Source organism: Microbacterium keratanolyticum, from assembly GCF_016907255.1.
GTDB classification, from domain to species: domain Bacteria; phylum Actinomycetota; class Actinomycetes; order Actinomycetales; family Microbacteriaceae; genus Microbacterium; species Microbacterium keratanolyticum.
On the sequence record NZ_JAFBBQ010000001.1, the window covers coordinates 52,639 to 72,018 of the forward strand.

Below are 19,380 nucleotides of genomic sequence, written 5' to 3' on the forward strand. Positions count from 1 at the left end.
CCAGCAGCTACTGCGCGAACGCCCCGAAGCGCAGGTACGGCACCTGACGCTCTTCGGGAGTGAGAGAGCCGTGCTGTCCGACCATGGTCTGCGCTCGCTGATCCTCTGCGGTGCCGTCATAGAGCGCCCAGATGCCGCGTGCCGGGATCACGAGATCCCCGATCCGCTCTCGCACTCCCGGCGCAAGCACCGTCCCGAACAGACCCGCAGCGACGGCCTCGTCGCCCGTCAGCACGTCGGCGATCTTCTCCGTACCCACGCGCCAGGCATCGCGCACGGCCTCAACGGACGCATCCGGCTCCAGGTAGACGTGCAGCATGCGTGGCTCTCCCCCGAAGTGCCGCACGCCGTCGAGCATCCGGTCACCCTGGTCGATGACGAGATGGCGATGCCGCGGCACATCGATCATCCCGTGGTCGGCGGTGACGAGCACGCCCACGCCGGGAGGCACCGCCTGGGCGAAGGCCGAATCGAGGTCTTCCAGTGCATGCAGCCACTCGGTGGAGTCGACGCCATGCCTGTGTCCGGCTTTGTCGACCTCCGGCAGATAGCAGTAGACGAGCGCGCCCTCATGCTCGGCAGCCAGCTGGTACGCCTGGGCGACGCGGTCGCGTGTGTTCCACTGCCCGAAGAAGGTCGCGCCCCGGAGCGTGGCCTGGGTGAATCCCGTGGTGGCGTAGACAGGCAGACCCACGGCGAACACCGGATGCCCGGCCTCTGCCGCTGTCTCGAAAACGGTCGGAACCGGCTGCCAGACGCGCGCATCGAGCTTGTCGCTCTCCCAGCCGCTGAGCATGTTGACGAGGCGGTCCCTCTCGCGGTCCAGCACGCGATAGCCGACGAGCCCGTGCTCACCGGGCTCGACCCCGGTGAGCAGCGTCGTGAGGGCGGAGGCCGTCGTGGAAGGGAAGACGGAGTACGCGACGTCCTTCTTCCCCATGCCCGCCGTGAGACGTCGCGCATGACCGGCGTGGGCGCGCAACTGCAGCATTCCCAGCCCATCGATGACGATGAGAACCGTCGAACGCACGCGCGGCAGAGCGCTGGGCAGACCGGCGATCGCACCGCGCAGGTCGGCCGCCACCCCGGAGATTTGCCGGGCAGAGGGGGGCTCGGCCGGTAGCATGAAAGACATCTGAGCCAGTTTCGCACACGCGAGGCGGCTCGGAGCCTGGCGTCGAGGGACCCCCTCCGCACGGCCCGCCCATCCGAACTCTGGCGAGCAGGAAGCACATGCCCCGCACCCCCGCACCCGAACCGGTTGACGAGCGCATTCAAGACATCGACCTGTCGACCGAGATGCAGGGCTCGTTCCTTGAGTACGCGTACTCGGTCATCTACTCGCGGGCGCTGCCCGATGCCCGCGACGGGCTCAAGCCGGTGCAGCGTCGCATCCTGTTCCAGATGGCGGAGATGGGTCTGCGACCCGACAAGGGCCACGTGAAGAGCGCCCGCGTCGTCGGTGAGGTCATGGGAAAGCTGCACCCGCACGGCGACTCCGCGATCTACGACGCACTGGTGCGCCTGTCGCAGGACTTCGCGCTGCGTGTCCCCCTCGTCGACGGACACGGAAACTTCGGTTCACTCGATGACGGCCCAGCCGCCTCCCGCTACACCGAGGCGCGCCTCGCCGCCTCCGCTCTCGCGCTCACCGAGAGCCTCGACGAAGACGTCGTCGACTTCATCCCCAACTACGACGGTCAGTTCCAGCAGCCCGCTGTTCTCCCCGCCGCCTTCCCGAACCTCCTCGTCAACGGCGCCAGCGGAATCGCCGTCGGCATGGCGACCAACATGGCACCGCACAACCTCATCGAGGTCGTCGCCGCCGCCATTCATCTGCTCGAGAACCCGGATGCCACGACGGAAGAGCTCATGGAGTTCGTGCCCGGCCCGGACTTCCCCTCCGGCGGCATCCTGATGGGTCTCGACGGCGTCAAAGACGCGTACGCCAACGGACGCGGGGCGCTCAAGGTGCGCGGCAAGGTCTCTGTCGAACCGCTCGGACCGCGCCGCACCGGCATCGTCGTCACCGAGCTGCCGTACAACGTCGGCCCCGAGCGTCTGATCGAGAAGATCCGCGATGCCGTGCAGGCGAAGAAGTTGCAGGGCATCAGCGATGTCACCGATCTGACCGACCGTCACCACGGACTGCGCATTCAGATCGGCATCAAGACCGGCTTCGATGCCAATGCCGTCCTGGAGCAGCTCTACCGGCTCACGCCGTTGGAGGACTCCTTCAGCATCAACAACGTCGCGCTCGTCGAAGGGCAGCCGCGCACGCTCGGACTGCGCGATCTGCTCGCGGTGTACATCAAGCACCGTCTCGAGGTCATCACCCGCCGCAGCCGCTACCGTCTGGCACGACGCGAAGAACGATTGCACCTCGTCGAAGGTCTCCTGCTCGCGATCCTCGACATCGACGAGGTCATCCAGCTCATCCGCTCCTCCGATGATTCGGAGCAGGCCCGCACCCGGCTGCGCGAGGTCTTCGAGCTCAGTGAGGTGCAGGCGGAGTACATCCTCGAACTGCGTCTGCGACGCCTGACGAAGTTCTCCCGTATCGAGCTCGAGGCTGAGCGCGACAAGCTGCAGGCCGAGATCGCCGCCCTGAAGGAGCTTCTCGGCAGCGACGCGCTGCTGCGCGCGCAGGTCGCCACCGAACTCGACGCCGCGGCGGAGGCCTACGGGACCCCCCGCCGCACGCTTCTGCTGAACGCTGCGCCTCCAAAGCCGCGCGCGACGAAGGGCGCCGTCGATCTGCAGATCGCCGACACCCCCACGGTCGTCGTGCTCTCCACGACGGGTCGCGCAGTGCGCGTCGACCTCGCCGATGGCCAGGAGCTCACTGCGGCAGGTCGGCGCAGCAAGCACGACGCCGTGCTCTCGACGCTCGAGACCACGACCCGCAGCGAGATCGGTGCCGTCACCTCCGCGGGTCGTGTGCTGCGCTTCTCCCCTGTCGACCTGCCCTCCGTGCCGCCCGCGTCGGTGCATCTCGCCGCCGGCGTCGCGTTGCGTGACTACATCGGGCTGCTCGACAAGAGCGAGCGGATCATCGCGCTCATGCGCTTCGATGACGAGACTCCGCTCGCTCTCGGTACGCGTAGCGGCATCGTCAAGCGCATCGTGCCGTCGACGCTTCCGAGCAACAAGGCCGAGCTCGAGATCATCGGCATGAAGCCCGGCGACGTCGTCGTCGGCGCCGGATCCGCTCCGGACGATGCGGAGCTCGTCTTCGTCACCTCGGACGCGCAGCTCCTGCACTTCGCGGCATCCGCCGTCCGGCCGCAGGGCGCGCCCGCGGGTGGCATGGCGGGCGTCAAGCTCGCTGCGAAAGCCGAGGTCATCACGTTCTCGGTCGTCACCGACGCCGATCAGGCCGTTGTCGTCACGATCTCCGGTGCCGACGATGTGCTGCTGGGCGCGGATGCCGGACGAGCGAAAGTCTCCGAGTTCGCAGAGTTCCCGGGCAAGGGACGCGCCACCGGCGGCGTCCGCGCCCATGCTCTCCTCAAGGGCGAAACGGGTCTGCGTCTCGCCTGGGTCGGGCAGTCCCCTGCCCTCGCGGTCGGCAGCGACGGCGCCGCACGTGCGCTACCCGAGTCGGGAGCCAAGCGCGACGCCTCCGGTCAGGCGCTCGACGCGGTGATCGGATCCATCGGACGCACGATCATCTGAGCGTGCGGATGGTGTGCGCGGGCGTCAGCCGGTGCGCACCATCCACACGTCGATCCCGTCATCCTCGACAGCGACGAAACCGTGGCGTTCGTAGAGTGAGCGCGCGGGCGAGCCGCAGAGCACCTGGAGCCGCCAGATACCGGGCGTCTCCGCGAGCAGCGCCTGAAGCACCCGGGTTCCGATGCCGCGGCCTTGGACATCGGCGCGCAGATAGAACATCTCCAACCAGGTGCCGTCCGGAGCGGGACGAACGCTGACGGTGCCGACGACGCGGTCTTCGAGAACGATCATCCGCGTGCGCTCGGGCGCGAAGTAGTGCTCGACACGCTCGCGCGAGCGATCTTCATCCCAGATGCCGAGCCGATCCAGGTCAGCGTGTAGCACCTCGCGTTTGAGCGCGACGACGGCGTGCACGTCCTCCGGGACCGCCGCGCGCAGCAGAGGCGCGGAGTCGATGAGCATCAGGCGTCGATCGACTCGCGTGACAGCCTGTCGGACGAGTCGACGATGAACTCGCGGCGCGGTGCGACCTCGTTGCCCATGAGAAGTTCGAACACGCGACCAGCGGCTTCCGCGTCCTCCATGCGCACGCGGCGAAGAAGACGGCCCGACTTGTCCATCGTCGTCGTGGCCAGCTGCTCGGCGTCCATCTCACCGAGGCCCTTGTAGCGCTGCAGGGGCTCGTGCCAGCGCTTGCCCGCCTTGCGGAGCTTCGCCAGCAGGGCGTGCATCTCCTGCTCGCTGTACGTGTAGATCGTCTCGTTCGGCTTGGACCCGGGGTTGATGACGATCACACGATGCAGCGGCGGCACGGCGGCGAACACGCGTCCTTCTTCGATCAGCGGGCGCATGTAGCGGAAGAACAGAGTCAGCAGCAGGGTGCGGATGTGCGCGCCGTCGACATCGGCATCACTCATCAGGATCACCTTGCCGTAGCGGGCGGCGCTGATATCGAAAGAGCGCCCGGACCCGGCGCCGATCACCTGGATGATCGAGGCGCACTCGGCGTTCGAGAGCATGTCGCTGACCGACGCCTTCTGCACGTTGAGGATCTTGCCCCGGATCGGCAGAAGCGCCTGGTACTCGCTGTTGCGCGCGTTCTTCGCGGTGCCGAGGGCCGAGTCACCCTCGACGATGAACAGCTCGCTGCGTTCGACGTCGTTGGTGCGGCAGTCGACGAGCTTGGTCGGCAGCGTCGAGGACTCGAGGGCGTTCTTGCGGCGCTGGGTCTCTTTGTGGGCGCGAGCGGAAACACGCGCCTTCATCTCGGAGACGATCTTGTCGAGCAGCTGCGTCGCCTGGCTCTTGTCGTCACGCTTGGTCGAGGTGAAACGCTCCGCGAGCTCGGTGCGGACGACCTTCGCGACGATCGCGCGCACGGCGGGTGTGCCCAGGACCTCCTTCGTCTGGCCCTCGAACTGCGGTTCGGGAACCGTGACGGTCAGCACCGCTGTGAGTCCGGCGAGGACGTCGTCCTTCTCGAGCTTGTCGTTGCCGACCTTCAGACGGCGGGCGTTCTGCTCCACCTGGGCGCGCATCGTCTTGAGCAGCTCCTGCTCGAAGCCCTGCTGATGCGTACCGCCCTTGGGCGTTGCGATGATGTTCACGAACGACCGTGTCGTGGTGTCGTATCCGGTTCCCCAGCGGAGCGCGATATCGACGGCGCAGGTGCGCTCGACCTCGGTCACCCGCATCGAGCCGTCGGCCTGGAGCACGGGCACGGTCTCCGTGAAGCGCCCTTCGCCCTGCAGCCGCCAGGTGTCGGTGACGGGTGCGTCGGACGCGAGGTACTCGACGAACTCGCTGATGCCGCCCTCGTACAGGTAGGAGGTCTCGACGGCGGAGGCGACATCCGACGTCGTTTCACCCTCAGCACCGGCCGCGGCGCCGGCAGTACCTCGCTCGTCTCGGACCACGAGCTCCAGCCCGGGCACGAGGAACGCCGTCTGACGGGCTCGCGTCTCCAGCTCAGCAAGCTGGAAAGCGGCATCCTTCGTGAAGATCTGGCGGTCGGCCCAGTAGCGCACGCGCGTACCGGTGACGCCCTTCGGGGCCTTACCGATCACGCGCAGCTCGCTGCGCTCTTCGAACGGCGTGAACGGCGCATCCGGCCGCGGAGCGCCGTCATCCGCGAAGATGCCGGGCTCACCGCGGTGGAACGACATCGCGTAGGTCTTGCCGCCGCGGTCGACCTCGACGTCGAGTCGCTCCGACAGCGCGTTGACGACGGAGGCGCCGACACCGTGCAGACCGCCCGACGCAGCGTAGGAGCCGCCGCCGAACTTTCCGCCGGCGTGCAGTTTCGTGTAGACGACCTCGACCCCGGTCAGGCCCGTGCGCGGCTCGACATCGACGGGCACACCGCGACCACGGTCACGCACCTCGACGCTGCCATCGTCGTGCAGCACGATGTCAATACGTGTGCCGTTGCCCGCAACGGCTTCGTCGACAGAGTTGTCGATGATCTCCCACAGGCAGTGCATGAGACCCGGCGAACCGTTCGAGCCGATGTACATGCCGGGCCGCTTGCGGACAGCTTCCAAGCCCTCGAGAACCTGCAGATGATGGGCGGAATACTCGGACGTCACAATTCCCCATCGTATCGCCGTGAGCGGCCGTCGCACCTCCGACACTCCCCAGGGTGCGGGGCCTGGCCCGACTGCGGTACGCGGTGAGCGAAACACGCCGTCTTGCGGGCATGACTCCCAGCCAGGCGTGGTTGTATTGAGCACGGTTCCACAGCGATCCGATACCCGAGGAGGCAATGAAATGAACGCGACGACTGAACGAGAAGTACCGGCCGTTGAGCACCGCCTCACGGCCATGGACCGTTGCGATTCCTGCGGAGCGCAGGCGTACATCGCCGCGGTCGTCAATGGCAGCGAGCTGCTCTTCTGCGCCCACCACGGCCGCAAGTACGAAGAGAAGCTTCGCAGCGTCGCCACCTCGTGGCACGACGAGACCGCCCGGCTCTCCGAGGCCGTCTGAGGCGCGACGCCCCACCGACACCGCTACGCGCGATCGACGATTTCGTCGGTCGCGCGTCGCTGTATTCCGGGAGCGAGACGGGTCAGGATCTCCTCACCCACCGTGCCGATCGTCTCGGCCAGCGTCGTCGGCGAGGACTCCCCCGTGCGGCCCGGTCCGAAGAGCACGACCTCGTCACCGACGGCTGCCCCCGCCCAGGACGCGATACGCGTCGAAGTCAGCCCGATCGAGAGCAGTGCGCGCGCGCCGGCGGGAGTCCCGACCGTCACCCGCCCGCTCAGGCTGCTTGGAAGCCCGTCAAGGCTCCCGATTCCGACCGACACCCCATCACCGTCGATCGCGACGACGGGTGCGGTCAGGGAGGCCACCGGCGCGAGCTCGGCGATCTCCGGTCCGTCCGCTGAGCGCACGCCGTAGCAGAACGCACCGACCCGGACGAGAGAGCCACGCAGCTCGGGCCGCTCCCACGTCGCCGCAGACGCGGTGAGGTGCGTGTGCTCGAGAAGCGCGCCGAGCTCCTCGGCTTCGCGGACGGCGATGTGGAACAGCGCCTGCGCGGCGTCGTCCTCGGCGTCGCTGGCCTCCGCGAGGTGACTCCAGACGCCGACCAGGCGGACGCTGCCCGCACGCTCCGCCCCGAGTGTGCGACGGACGGCTTCTGCCCACTCGGCTGGGGCGATGCCATTGCGATGCAGTCCTGTGTCGACCTTGAGATGCACGCGAACGTTGCGACCGAGCCGCTCGGCGGCGGCGATCACGCGCTCAAGATACTCCATCGACCCCACACCCAGATCGATATCGCCGCGGATCGCCTGGGCGACCTCGTCATCCGCCGAGGTTGCCCAGGCGAACAGGCGCGTCTCTGGGCCGAGGGCCTCACGAAGGGCGAGGGCGGTACCCACGTCGTAGGTGCCGATCCAGCGCACGCCCGCGTGCACGGCCGTCTCCGCGGCCCAGTGCGCGCCGAGCCCGTACGCATCGTCTTTCACGACGAGCATGAGCTCCGCCGGCGCCGTGTGGGCGCGCAGCGCATCGAGGTTGGCGATGAGCTGCGAAGAACGCAGAACGATCGAAGGGGGCATCAGTCTTCCTCCTCACGCACGCACTTCTGGCCGACGACGCTCACGAGTTCTGCGACCGTGAGGCCGGCGATCTCGCTCCAGAGCGCAAGCTCTGTGCGCGTGCTTCCCCATCCCCCGAAGTACGTCGCCACATCCCCCGGCGCGACCTCGGTATCGCCGACATCTACCACGCACACATCCATCGCGATGCGCCCGACGATCGGCATGCGCACTCCATGGATATCGACATGCGCATGATTGCCCAGCGCACGCACGATCCCCTGCGCGTATCCGCCGACGACGAGCGCCAGGGTGGAGTCCTCGGAGGCCCGATGTGTATAGCCGTAGGAGACGCCACCACCTGCGGCGATCGGTTTGGTGGACAGCACACGTCCAGTCACGCGCATCACGGGGTCTGCACGAAGCACACCCTGTGCATCCGGCAGGCCGTAGAGCAGATGAGGGTCGAGATCTGGCTCCCCCGTCGTCGCGGCGTGCAGGCCGTGCTCGCGCAGCAGAGCCACGTCCGCCTCCGAGTCGACGAGCGCACCAGCCGCACCGGCAGCGCGCAGCGCCTGGGCGACCATGATCAGACCGTGCCCCCACGCATCGCGCCGAAGATCCGCAACTCCCCCACGGGGTGCGGCAGCGACCGCCTTCACGGCACCGCTCGCCAAAGATGTGCGGCTGATGACCGCGCGCGGCACGGCACTCTGGGAAAGCTCGCTCACAGCATCCAGCCTAACCGCCGGCGTTCCGCCCACTTCGAGACCCGTTCGAGGGTCAGACCTTCATGTAGGTGAATGTCTCCACGTCGATGCGCCCCTCGATCGCGCTGCGCGCCCCGGCGGCGAGCTCATCGAGAACGGCGTGGCCCGTCGCGGTCTCGTACACCAGACCGCGGCGTGCGGCAGCTGCACGCAGCAGCTCATCGGCCAGCTGCGGGTTCAGCGGAAGCACCGGCCCCTGCACATTCGTCGCGAAGGCGTTCTCGTGGCGGATCGTCTCGCCGCGGCGCGGTGCACCCTCTCGGCTCGAGTCGAGAATGAAGCTGCCGATCCCGGCGGTGACTTCGCCGTAGACCTCCGCCTCCGGGGCGAGCACCCACGTCGATGCGTGGTCCTCGAAGCCGATCAGTCGGCCATGGGGAGTCGTCGCGATGACATATCCCACACGACGATCGCGGGTGCGCTCTACGCGGAACGGCAGGACGCCCAGCCCCTCGACCGTCTGGCCGTCGAGAAGCTCAACGCCCATCGAGAGAAGCTCTGCACCCGCACCGACGGCGAGGACGACGACACCATCGGCGATCGCCGCGGCGAGGCCAGCGTGTCGCGCCTGCAGATCGGCGTGCACACCGCGCATGGCGGACAGCGGACCATTGCCGATCACGATGATGTCCGCGTCGGCAGGAAGCGGTTCACCGATTCCGACGCGCGTCGTCTGCACTGTGAGTCCTGCGCGTTCCGCACGCACCTCGAGGGCACGCACGTTGCCACGGTCGCCCGTGACACCCAGCTCCGCCGGATACAGCTGAACGATCTGCAGCACAGCACTCATCGGCGCGCGACCTCCTGATCACCGTGACCGAGGATCTTGCGCCCGATCATCATGAGCTCGTAGTTGACGAACCAGGTCTGGCGACCCGCGCGCGTCTCCGGCAGGGATCGCATGTGTGCGACAGCCTTCTCCATGTCAGGTTCGACCAGTCCGATCGGCACCCCGGCGTGCTCCAGCCGCAGCGCGAGCTGGTATGCCTTCTCGCCGGTGACGACGTCGACGTGGTCGAGGACGTCGAGATCGACGTCGTACAGCCACGACACGTCGGGCGTGCCCTCGTCGATAGCCATCAGGAGACGCTCGGGAGCGGCATCCTGCGCGTCGAGGTTCATCTGCAGACTCGGCGCGTTCTTGAACATCACGAACTCGACCTGCTCGCCGGCAGGGTCATGACGCAGCGGGATGACCTCGCCGCGCCCGTATGCCGGGGCCATCTGTGCGAAACCGCGCGCAGAGGCCTGTGGATCGAAATCAGCGCCCATGACGCGCGCCGCGACCGTCAATGCAGCCGCCGCATCCGCGGCATAGTGCAGCCCCTTGGCGGGAAGGGTCAGAGCGACCGGTGTCCCTGCGACATCCACAGTGATCTCGCGGCCGTTCACTTCGGTGACCTCCGCGAACGCGGCGTGCGCGATCGCCCCGGCGTCGCCGCTGCGCGTATCGGTCGCGTTGGCGAGGCCGTGGGCGGATGCCGCGACGATGTCCGCACCTACCCCGAAGAACGACACTTCCCCGCGCATCGCGGAGACGTCGATCTTGCTGAGGTACGGATCGTCGCGGTTGATCACGACGTGCTCGCTCGCGCGCGTCGAGGCATCCAGCATCATGTCGGCGACGCGCTCGGTCTCGTAGAACCGGTACAGCTGATCGACCTGGACATTCAGCGAGAGGATCACCGACGGCGACAGCAGATCGGCGAGATCTGCCGCATATCCCTCGTCAACCTCCAGCACGGCGACATCGGCGCGCACTCGGCCGGTGATCGTCGCATCCGCGAGCAGAGCGCTGGTGACGCCCTGCGGCAGATTCGCCCCCGTGGGGTTCGTGAACACGGTGAGTCCGTGCGCGCGCAGAACCTCGCTGACCATGTGCGTCGTCGTGGTCTTGCCGTTGGAGCCGAGCACGAAGACGACACCGCGCGGGAACTGGCCCGCGAGCGTCGGCAGCAGCGTCGGCGACAGCTTGTTGGTCAGGTAGCCGGGAAAAGCCGAGCCGCCGCCACGCAGACGCGTCGCGAAGCGGGCGAGCTTGCCCGCGAGCACAGGAAAGACGTAGCGGATGCCGGCCTGACGTGCTCGCGGGGTACGGCTCAGATCACTCAAGGTAGTCCCGCAGCGACTGCGAACGGCTCGGGTGACGCAGCTTCGCCATCGTCTTCGACTCGATCTGGCGAATGCGCTCACGCGTCACACCGAACGTGTCACCGATCTGGTCGAGCGTCTTCGGCTGGCCGTCGCCCAGGCCGAAGCGCATGCGGATCACGCCCGCCTCGCGCTCGGAGAGCGAGTCGAGCAGCTGCTCGAGCTGGCGCTGCAGCATCGTGAAGCCCACCGCGTCGGCCGGGACGACCGCCTCGGTGTCTTCGATGAGGTCACCGAACTCGCTGTCGCCGTCTTCACCGAGAGGCGTGTGCAGCGAGATGGGCTCGCGCCCGTACTTCTGCACCTCGACGACCTTCTCCGGAGTCATGTCGAGCTCACGCGAGAGCTCTTCCGGAGTGGGTTCGCGACCGAGGTCCTGCAGCATCTGACGCTGAACGCGGGCGAGCTTGTTGATGACCTCGACCATGTGCACGGGGATGCGGATCGTGCGCGCCTGGTCGGCCATCGCACGGGTGATCGCCTGGCGGATCCACCACGTGGCGTAGGTCGAGAACTTGAAGCCCTTGGTGTAGTCGAACTTCTCGACGGCACGGATGAGGCCCAGGTTTCCCTCCTGGATCAGGTCGAGGAACTGCATTCCGCGACCCGTGTAGCGCTTCGCGAGGGACACGACGAGGCGGAGGTTCGCGCCCAGCAGGTGGCTCTTAGCGCGCTGTCCGTCACGGGCGACCCACTGCAGGTCGAGACCCAGCTGGCTGTTCTTCTCAGCGTCCGACATCGTCGACAGCTTCTCTTCTGCGAAGAGACCTGCCTCGATGCGCATGGCGAGCTCGACCTCTTCGGCCGCGTTCAGCAGCGCGACCTTGCCGATCTGCTTCAGGTAGTCCTTGACCGGGTCGGCCGTCGCGCCCGTGATCTGGGTCGAGTAGACCGGCACGTCTTCGTCGTCGTTCGACGAGATGACGATCGCGCCCGTGGGCAGCGGCTCGGTGAAAGCGGGCTTCGCACCCTCTTCTTCGTCGTCTTCTACGACGTCTTCAGCCGGAGCATCCTCGTGGACCTCGTCGTCGTCCTTCTTCTTCCGCGTGGTCTTCTTGGGCGCGGCGGCCTTGGCCGGCGCCTTCTTCGCGGCAGCAGCCGTGGTCTTCTTCTTCGCCGCGGGCGCGGCGGCCTCAGCGGTCTCGTCGACGACGTCGACGGTGTCCGCGTCTGCGGCCTTCTTCGTCCGGGTGGTCTTCTTCGTGGCAGTAGTCACGTCTCGCCTTTCATGGGGGCTGCGCAAGCCCGTTCCATTTCGGACACTAGTAAGACCCTTGTCAAGTCTGTACGCCGGGACGACGAACTGATTGACAACGGGTCAGGCCTCCAGTATGACATACGCTCCGGCCCGCGGCGCACTCGACGAGAGAATCGGGGAAAGATTCTCAGCCGCGGCCGGACTTGTCATCGTCAGAGGACGGACGCGAGGCCAGGTAGCGCTCGAGTTCTGCCGCCAGTTCGTCGGCGCTCGGCAGCGATCCCTCGTCGAAGCGGGGCGCGGAGGTTTCGCTCGTGAGCCCCGACATGTAGGAGTCGTGGCGCTGCTCGAGGTTCTCCACCATCTGACGCAGCTCGTCGCTGGCTTCCACCTGTTCGGCCACGCGCGCCAGGAAGTCCGGTTCCTGACTCTGCACCTCATCCATGTTGAGCACGAGCCCCGTCGCCTTCATCAGGCGGTCACCCGCAGCGAGCACGGCCGCCGGATACTCGGTGTCGGCCAGGTAGTGCGGAATCAGCAGGACGAACCCGACGACGCGCATGCCCTGCTGCGCGAACCGATACTCGAGCAGGTGGCCCGCCGTCGCCGGAACCTGCGTGCGCGGGCGCCACACGGAATGCGCCGCGACGAGCTCTGCACGATTCCCGCTGACAGTCGTCCCCACCGGTCGCGTGTGCGGCACCGGCATCGCGATCGCATGCACCCACGACATGGATGCGACCTCATATTCGTCCGCGAGTTCGAGAACCGCGTCAGTGAAGGCGTTCCAGGCGAAGTCGGGTTCGTATCCCGAAAGGAGGAGGAACGGCTGGCCCAGCGCATCCGCCATCAGCGAGAGCTCGAGCCGGGCCGGACGAAAGTCGGTGAGGTGGTCGTGCTCGAAGGAGATGACCGGTCGACGCGCGCGGTAGTCGAGGAGAACGTCGTTCTCGAACACGACGACGGGGCGCGGAGATGCCGTCTCATGCAGGTGATCGATGAGGCCCGACACGGCAGAGCCGGCATCCGTGAAGCCCGTGAGCAACACGATCAGCGGCAGGCCGGACGGCACGACCGGAGCATTCGCCACGCGTTCGAAAAGGTCACCGGAGTAAGGCATACGCCCATGCTACGAGCACCAGCAGGCCCTGCGGCCCCTGACCGCTGAGAGCGAACACGACGCCGCACCGCACCGCGCGCCGAGCCATCCGAGGGACCCACGAACCTAAGATGGAGGCATGACGCTCCCTACCCTTGAGCTCTCACAAGGCGCTCTTGCGGATGCGAACGTGGATGCAGTCGTCCTCGTCGTCTCCGATCTCTCAGGTTCCTCGTCCGCCCTCGCACCCTTCGACCGGCTCGCTGCCTCGCTCAGCGGGATCGGCTTCACCGGTGCTGCTTCTGCATTCGTGCGCGTCCCCGCGCCGGATGTCACGGAGTTGCCGTTCGCCGTGGTCGGCGCGGGATCCTCGCCGGACGCACAGAGCGTGCGCGAGGCTGTGGGCGCTGCGGTGCGCTCGTTCACGGGCTTCAGCCGCCTCGGCGTGCTGCTCGTCGATGAACTCGCCCCGTTCGCGGATGCCGCCGCTGAAGGCGCGCTCCTGGGCGGATACCGTTTTGACGACTACCGCACCTCGGAAGAGAAGAAGCGCGCCGAGACCGTCGTGCTCTTCGCCAATGTGGCCGACGACGTGCTCACCCGCGCTGCGGCTGTCGCCGACGCGGTCGCGCTGACGAAGGATCTGATCAACACGCCCGCCGGATGGCTCGGGCCGGCCGATCTCGCCGATCGCGCCGTCGAGGCCGTCGCGGATCTCGACGACGTGACGATCGAGGTCCTCGATGAGCACGAGCTCGAGGCGCAGGGCTACGGAGGCATCCTCGGGGTCGGTCGCGGCTCGGTGCGTCCCCCGCGCATGGTGCGCGTGGACTATGCGCCCGCAGGCGCCACCTCGCATATCGCGCTCGTCGGGAAGGGCATCACCTTCGACACCGGTGGCCTCTGGCTCAAGCCCGCCGCCAGCATGGTCGGCATGAAGTTCGACATGGCCGGTGCCGCGAGTGTGCTCGCCGCGCTCCGCGCGATCGCGACGCTGCGCCTTCCCGTGCGCGTCAGCGCGTGGATGTGCATCGCAGAGAACATGCCCTCCGGCAGCGCGACGCGCCCCGGTGACGTGCTCCGGATGCTCGACGGCAAGACCGTCGAGGTTCTGAACACCGACGCCGAAGGTCGCCTGGTCCTCGCCGACGGCCTCGCCGCCGCAAGCCGCGAGAAGCCTGACCTGATCGTGGATGTCGCGACGTTGACCGGTGCGATCATCGTCGCCCTCGGCATGCGTCACACGGGTGTCTTCGGTGACGACGACAGCGTGCAGGAGATCCTCGATGCCGCGCACGGCGTCGGTGAACTCGCCTGGGCCATGCCGATGCCCGACCACATGGAAGAGGAGCTCAAGTCCCCGCTTGCTGACCTCGCCAACGTCAAGGTCGGAGACCCAGCGGCCGGCGCATCCTTCGCCGCGCTCTTCCTTCGTCGCTTCGTCGGACCCACCTCCGATGACGCCGATGCTCCGCGCATTCCGTGGGTGCACCTCGACATCGCCGGCTCATCCGAGCACAAGGGAAGCCCCTACGGCTACACCGAGAAGGGACCGACCGGTTCGATGGTCCGCACGCTGGTCGCCCTCGCGGAGGCCCGCGCGACAGGGAGCAACGCATGACCGCGCACACCTTCGACCTCGTGATCCTCGGCGGCGGCAGCGGCGGTTACGCCGCGGCCCTCCGCGCTGCGGAGCTCGGCAAGTCCGTCGCTCTCATCGAGAAGGACAAGGTCGGAGGCACCTGCCTGCACCGCGGATGCATCCCCACCAAAGCCCTGCTGCATGCGGCCGAGGTCGCAGAGAACGTCCGAGGCGCAGCATCCGTCGGCATCAGCGCCACGCTTGAGGGAATCGACCCCGCCGGCGTGCGCGCGTACCGCGAGGGCATCGTCGCCAAGAAGTTCAAGGGGCTCGAGGGACTCGTCAAAGCACGCGGAATCACCGTCGTTGCAGGCGAAGGACGCCTCGACGGTGAGCGCACTGTGCGCGTCGGCGACGACCTCTACACGGGCACCGATGTGGTGCTCGCGACAGGGTCGTACAGCCGCAGCCTCCCGGGCCTCGAGATCGGCGGACGCATCCTCACGAGCGAGCAGGCGCTCACGCTGGACGAGATCCCGCAGCGCGTCCTGATCCTCGGCGGCGGTGTGATCGGCGTCGAGTTCGCGAGCGTCTGGCGCGCTTTCGGAGCCGAGGTCACCATCATCGAGGCTCTCGACCACCTCGTGCCGAACGAGGACATCGCGCTCAGCAAGGGCTTGGAGCGCGCATTCCGACGACGCGGCATCACGCAGTCCCTCGGCATTCGCTTCCAGAGTGCTACGCAGACGGACTCTGCGGTCACGGTGACGTTGGAGAACGGCACGGAACTCTCCGCTGACTATCTGCTCGTCGCTGTGGGTCGCGGACCCGCCACCGCCGAGCTCGGTTTCGAAGAGGCCGGAATCGCGATGGAACGCGGATTCGTCGTGACCGATCCCGAACTGCGCACTTCTGTGCCGCACGTCTGGGCCGTCGGCGACATCGTTCCGGGACTCCAGCTTGCACATCGCGGCTTCCTTCAGGGAATCGCCGTGGCAGAGCGCATCGCAGGGCTCTCCCCCGCGATCGTCCCCGAGGCGCAGATTCCGAAGGTCACGTACTGCAGCCCGGAAGTCGCCTCGGTCGGACTCACCGAAGCCGGCGCTATCGCGGAGCACGGCTCCGAGGCTGTCGTCGCCTACGAGTACAACCTCGCAGGCAACGGCAAGAGCGAGATCATCGGCACCGGTGGTCTTGTGAAGGTCGTCCGCCTCAAGGACGGCCCCGTCCTCGGCGTCCACCTTCTGGGCGACCGCGTCGGCGAGCTCATCACCGAGGGACAGCTCGCCGTCGCCTGGGAAGCGCACCCCGAAGACATCGCTCCCCTGATCCATGCACACCCCACTCAGAGTGAGGCACTGGGCGAGGCGTTCCTCGCTCTCGCAGGTAAACCCCTGCACGCACTCTGAGTCGCACGAAACCAATAACGGCGCTGAGGTCACTACACTGAATGCGTCACGAACTTCTTGAAGGAGACTCTGTCATGAGCACATCCGTGGTCCTCCCCGCTCTCGGCGAGAGCGTCACCGAGGGTACGGTCACCCGTTGGCTCAAGCAGGTCGGTGAGACGGTGCAGGCAGACGAAGGCCTGCTCGAGATCTCAACCGACAAGGTCGACACGGAGATCCCCTCGCCCGTTACCGGCGTGATCGAGGAAATTCTTGTCGGCGAGGACGAGACCGTTGAGGTCGGCGCCCTGCTTGCGCGAATCGGTGACGGAAGCGGCGCTGCCGCTCCCGCCGCGGCGCCCGAGGCTGCGGCTCCTGCCGCTCCCGCGCCCGCTGCCGAGCCTGCACCCGCCCCTGCCGCCGAAGCAGCACCTGCCCCCGCTGCGGAGGCACCCGCTGCTCCCGCCGCATCCGGTGACAGCACGGACATCGTGCTTCCGGAGCTCGGCGAAAGCGTCACCGAAGGCACCGTCACCCGCTGGCTGAAGCAGGTCGGCGACACGATCGAGGTCGACGAGGCACTTCTGGAGATCTCGACCGATAAGGTCGACACCGAGATCCCCTCGCCAGTCGCCGGCGTGCTCCAGGAGATCCTGGCTGCTGAAGACGAGACGATCAACGTCGGTGCCGTCCTCGCCCGTGTCGGCAGCGGCGCAGCCCCGGCTGCTTCCGCACCGGCTGAGGCTCCGGCCGCACCGGCTGAGGCTCCAGCGGCTCCCGCTCCCGCACAGCCCGCGGCGTCGCCGGCCGCTCCCGCGCAGCCCGCAGCAGCACCGGCCGCTCCCGCGGCGCCTGCTCCCGCTGCGCCTGCGGCAGCACCGGCTTCCGCGCCGGCGCCTGCATCCACCGAAGCAGACGACACCAGCCTGTACGTCACGCCTCTCGTGCGCCGTCTGGCCGCGCAGCAGGGCGTCGACCTGAGCACGGTCAAGGGAACCGGTGTCGGCGGACGCATCCGCAAGGAAGATGTCCTGAACGCCGCGAAGAGCGCCCCCGCCGCTGCCGCTCCTGCTGCTGCCGCCGCTCCGGCGCCGCTCGAGGTCTCGCCGCTGCGCGGCACGACCCAGCCGATGTCGCGCCTGCGCAAGGTGCTTGCTGAGCGCGCTGTCGCGTCGATGCAGCAGACCGCACAGCTGACGACCGTCGTCGAGGTCGATGTCACGAAGCTCGCGGACTTCCGCGATGCGACGAAGGCATCGTTCCTGGAGAAGACGGGCGACAAGCTGTCGTTCCTGCCGTTCTTCGCCCTGGCTGCGGCCGAGGCACTGCAGGCGTTCCCGATCATCAACTCGACCGTCGAGGGCGACCAGATCGTGTACCCGGCGACCGAGAACCTCTCGATCGCGGTTGACACCGAGCGTGGCCTGCTCACGCCGGTGCTGCGCGACGCGGCGAGCAAGAACATCGCCGAGATCGCTCACGAGATCGCTGACCTGGCGAACCGCACGCGTCAGAACAAGCTGAAGCCGGACGAGTTGGCGGGTGGTACGTTCACGCTGACCAACACCGGCTCGCGTGGCGCGCTGTTCGACACCCCCGTGGTGTTCCTGCCGCAGTCGGCCATCCTCGGCACCGGCACGGTCGTCAAGCGCCCCGGCGTGGTGACCGTGGACGGCAGCCCGGCGATCTCGATCCGCTCGTACGTCTACCTCGCACTGTCGTACGACCACCGTACGATCGACGGCGCTGACGCTGCGCGCTTCCTCGGAGCCATCAAGGCTCGCCTCGAGGCTGCAGACTTCGCGTCGCAGCTCGGAGCGTAACCGCACCAGCCCTCATTGAGATGGCGGGTCCGCGACGTCGTAGACGTCCCGGACCCGCCATTTCTCGTCTGTCCGGATCATCACGATCATCTGGGATGCCCCATCGGCGGCGGCAGGGTCCCACCGTAGTGCGGCGAGATCTCCGTAGTCCTCCACGAGCGTGAGTGCGCCGTTGCCCGGTCGTGCGCGCAATGCGGAGATACTCTCGGGTGACGGGACGGCCCACACGTCAGCGCAGGACGGTTCGGACGGATCACCGCCCTCCGCGCAGCCCTGTGCCGGCGCGAGGAGCGCGGTGAGCGCGGCCAACGCATCGGTCTGCGGAGACGGTGACGCTGTGTTCGCTGCCTCTGCCGCTGCCTCCGCAGGCGCTGCACGCTCCGACTCATCCGCCTGCCCGAGTGTCGGAACTGACGTCGCCGCAACATCCGAATGCGCCACGGCGGTGGCACCGTTTGGCTCCGCTGATGGCCAGAGCGCGCCGCCCGCGATCAGCAGGACCGCCGTCGCGCCACCGACGACGGCGGGTTTTCGCCATCGGGGCGCGACGAGCGGCGCTGCCTTCTCGGGATTGCGCGTCCCCCACGCATCCCGATTCTCACCTGCAGGTCCCCGCGCGGCCGCTGTCCCCACAGCAGCACGACGCTCCCCTCGTTCCCGCAGAGATTCTCCCAACCGCGTCAAGCGCCTCTTCCAGCGCGTCACGAAGCGGGCATCCGCCTCGTCGTCCGCTGATGCTGCGAACGCGTTCACGAGACTCACATGACGGAACTCCGCGCCGGGTTGCTGCTCGTCGCCGAACACCTCGCGGACGGAGCGGGCCGCTGCCGGGGCGTAGACCGTCGTTCGGAGCGCGCGCGGCGCAGCGAGCTCGAAGAGCTCACTTTCCCAACGATCCCTCGCGGGAAGGACACGCCGCGCATCCGCCAGCGCTTCGCCCAACCTCTCGAGCAGCCGTGTCGCGGTGCGGTCGAGCTGCGTCTCGCGCACGACAGTGAGCACACGCACGCTGGCCACCAGGGCAGCGTCTCCGTCTCCGAGCACGAAGACCGGTCGCCCGGCACTCGTCAGCCACCAGTCGCCGCGAACAGAAGGGAGCTGCTCTCCCAGCTCGTCCAACCCGCGCAGCACGCTCGCCACCAGCGTGCTGACCTCCCCCAGGTCAATCGGCTCGCCTGCGGCACGGCGTCGTCCGAGGAAGACCGTCGCCCGTTCCGTGCACCAGGGCAGGAGCATGTCTTGGCCGTCTGCGCGTCGCACCAGGTCGAGCGGGGCAGCGACGTGCTCTGCTCCGGAGAGCCTCCACCCTTCCCATCCCCTCCGCGCCGAGGCATCCGCGCGCACACAGATGTCTTCGCCGGAGGAGACCAGATCCCCCGCGTACGGTCCCTCGCCGGGCGCAAGCGCGCGGATCAGGCGGTGCGCGCCGGCGATGAGCGGAACGGCGTCGTGATCGAGGTCGGTCATGCAGACAGTTCAGCGCCTCGACGCATCGCTAGGGCACGCATCCACGTGCTCGGTGGACAGCGTCACGGCACACCCTCCTGTGCAGAAATCCCATTTCGCCGGCTCCGTGTTCGCTGACAGCCTTCCGCGACGGGCCGGATCCGGCACAGCAGGCGGGCGCAGACTCGGTAGTCTT

15 protein-coding genes are annotated in these 19,380 nt (G+C 67.7%); 5 read left to right on the top strand and 10 right to left on the bottom strand.

Annotated elements, in window-relative coordinates; all coding sequences use genetic code 11:
- Positions 1 to 7 precede the first annotated feature (7 nt).
- Positions 8 to 1,135 carry an alkaline phosphatase family protein gene (locus JOD62_RS00275; RefSeq protein ID WP_204937355.1) on the bottom strand — a complete coding sequence of 376 codons (1,128 nt, stop codon included), beginning with the start codon at positions 1,133 to 1,135 and terminating at the stop codon, positions 8 to 10.
- A 98-nt stretch (positions 1,136 to 1,233) separates the two neighbouring features.
- Between JOD62_RS00275 and JOD62_RS00280 the strand changes: the two genes are divergently transcribed.
- Entirely contained in the window at positions 1,234 to 3,678 is a 2,445-nt protein-coding gene (locus tag JOD62_RS00280) for a DNA gyrase/topoisomerase IV subunit A (protein ID WP_204937356.1), read from the top strand.
- A 24-nt stretch (positions 3,679 to 3,702) separates the two neighbouring features.
- On the opposite strand, the gene JOD62_RS00285 is transcribed toward JOD62_RS00280, so the two are convergent.
- Positions 3,703 to 4,140, bottom strand: coding sequence for a GNAT family N-acetyltransferase (locus JOD62_RS00285; RefSeq protein WP_204937357.1), 438 nt, complete (start codon positions 4,138 to 4,140; stop codon positions 3,703 to 3,705).
- On the bottom strand, positions 4,140 to 6,266 hold the full coding sequence (locus JOD62_RS00290) for a DNA gyrase/topoisomerase IV subunit B (RefSeq protein WP_204937358.1): 2,127 nt from the start codon (positions 6,264 to 6,266) through the stop codon (positions 4,140 to 4,142). Before JOD62_RS00290 ends, JOD62_RS00285 begins: the two co-directional genes overlap by 1 nt.
- Positions 6,267 to 6,447: 181 nt before the next feature.
- Here JOD62_RS00290 and JOD62_RS00295 point away from each other — a divergent pair, with 181 nt between their 5' ends.
- Complete coding sequence (locus JOD62_RS00295; RefSeq protein WP_204937359.1) at positions 6,448 to 6,666, top strand: DUF7455 domain-containing protein; 219 nt, start codon at positions 6,448 to 6,450, stop codon at positions 6,664 to 6,666.
- Between the two features lie 23 nt (positions 6,667 to 6,689).
- Here JOD62_RS00295 and JOD62_RS00300 read toward each other — a convergent pair whose 3' ends face one another.
- From JOD62_RS00300 to JOD62_RS00325, 6 genes are all read right to left on the bottom strand, one after another.
- Positions 6,690 to 7,748, bottom strand: a complete 1,059-nt coding sequence (locus JOD62_RS00300; protein ID WP_204937360.1) for an alanine racemase — start codon at positions 7,746 to 7,748, stop codon at positions 6,690 to 6,692.
- Entirely contained in the window at positions 7,748 to 8,458 is a 711-nt protein-coding gene (locus JOD62_RS00305; protein WP_271171570.1) for an alanine racemase C-terminal domain-containing protein, read from the bottom strand. Before JOD62_RS00305 ends, JOD62_RS00300 begins: the two co-directional genes overlap by 1 nt.
- 52 nt (positions 8,459 to 8,510) lie before the next feature.
- Entirely contained in the window at positions 8,511 to 9,287 is a 777-nt protein-coding gene (locus JOD62_RS00310; protein WP_204937361.1) for a type 1 glutamine amidotransferase, read from the bottom strand.
- Complete coding sequence (locus JOD62_RS00315; RefSeq protein WP_204937362.1) at positions 9,284 to 10,609, bottom strand: MurT ligase domain-containing protein; 1,326 nt, start codon at positions 10,607 to 10,609, stop codon at positions 9,284 to 9,286. The genes JOD62_RS00310 and JOD62_RS00315 overlap by 4 nt, the downstream gene beginning before the upstream one ends.
- Positions 10,602 to 11,864, bottom strand: a complete 1,263-nt coding sequence (locus JOD62_RS00320; RefSeq protein WP_204937363.1) for an RNA polymerase sigma factor — start codon at positions 11,862 to 11,864, stop codon at positions 10,602 to 10,604. The genes JOD62_RS00315 and JOD62_RS00320 overlap by 8 nt, the downstream gene beginning before the upstream one ends.
- Positions 11,865 to 12,033: 169 nt before the next feature.
- Entirely contained in the window at positions 12,034 to 12,966 is a 933-nt protein-coding gene (locus tag JOD62_RS00325; protein ID WP_204937364.1) for a proteasome assembly chaperone family protein, read from the bottom strand.
- 118 nt (positions 12,967 to 13,084) lie between these two features.
- Between JOD62_RS00325 and JOD62_RS00330 the strand changes: the two genes are divergently transcribed.
- The 3 genes from JOD62_RS00330 to sucB all read left to right on the top strand — a co-directional run bounded on the left by JOD62_RS00330 (position 13,085) and on the right by sucB (position 17,738).
- Positions 13,085 to 14,566 (top strand): leucyl aminopeptidase, encoded by a 1,482-nt coding sequence (locus JOD62_RS00330; protein ID WP_204937365.1) that lies wholly within the window; start codon positions 13,085 to 13,087, stop codon positions 14,564 to 14,566.
- On the top strand, positions 14,563 to 15,936 hold the full coding sequence (gene lpdA, locus JOD62_RS00335) for a dihydrolipoyl dehydrogenase (protein WP_204937366.1): 1,374 nt from the start codon (positions 14,563 to 14,565) through the stop codon (positions 15,934 to 15,936). The genes JOD62_RS00330 and lpdA overlap by 4 nt, the downstream gene beginning before the upstream one ends.
- Before the next feature lie 74 nt (positions 15,937 to 16,010).
- Positions 16,011 to 17,738 carry a 2-oxoglutarate dehydrogenase, E2 component, dihydrolipoamide succinyltransferase gene (gene sucB / locus JOD62_RS00340; protein ID WP_204937367.1) on the top strand — a complete coding sequence of 576 codons (1,728 nt, stop codon included), beginning with the start codon at positions 16,011 to 16,013 and terminating at the stop codon, positions 17,736 to 17,738.
- Positions 17,739 to 17,750: 12 nt separating this feature from the next.
- Here sucB and JOD62_RS00345 read toward each other — a convergent pair whose 3' ends face one another.
- A complete protein-coding gene (locus JOD62_RS00345; RefSeq protein ID WP_204937368.1) occupies positions 17,751 to 19,205 on the bottom strand; it encodes a hypothetical protein in 1,455 nt (484 codons plus the stop codon).
- Positions 19,206 to 19,380 lie beyond the last annotated feature (175 nt).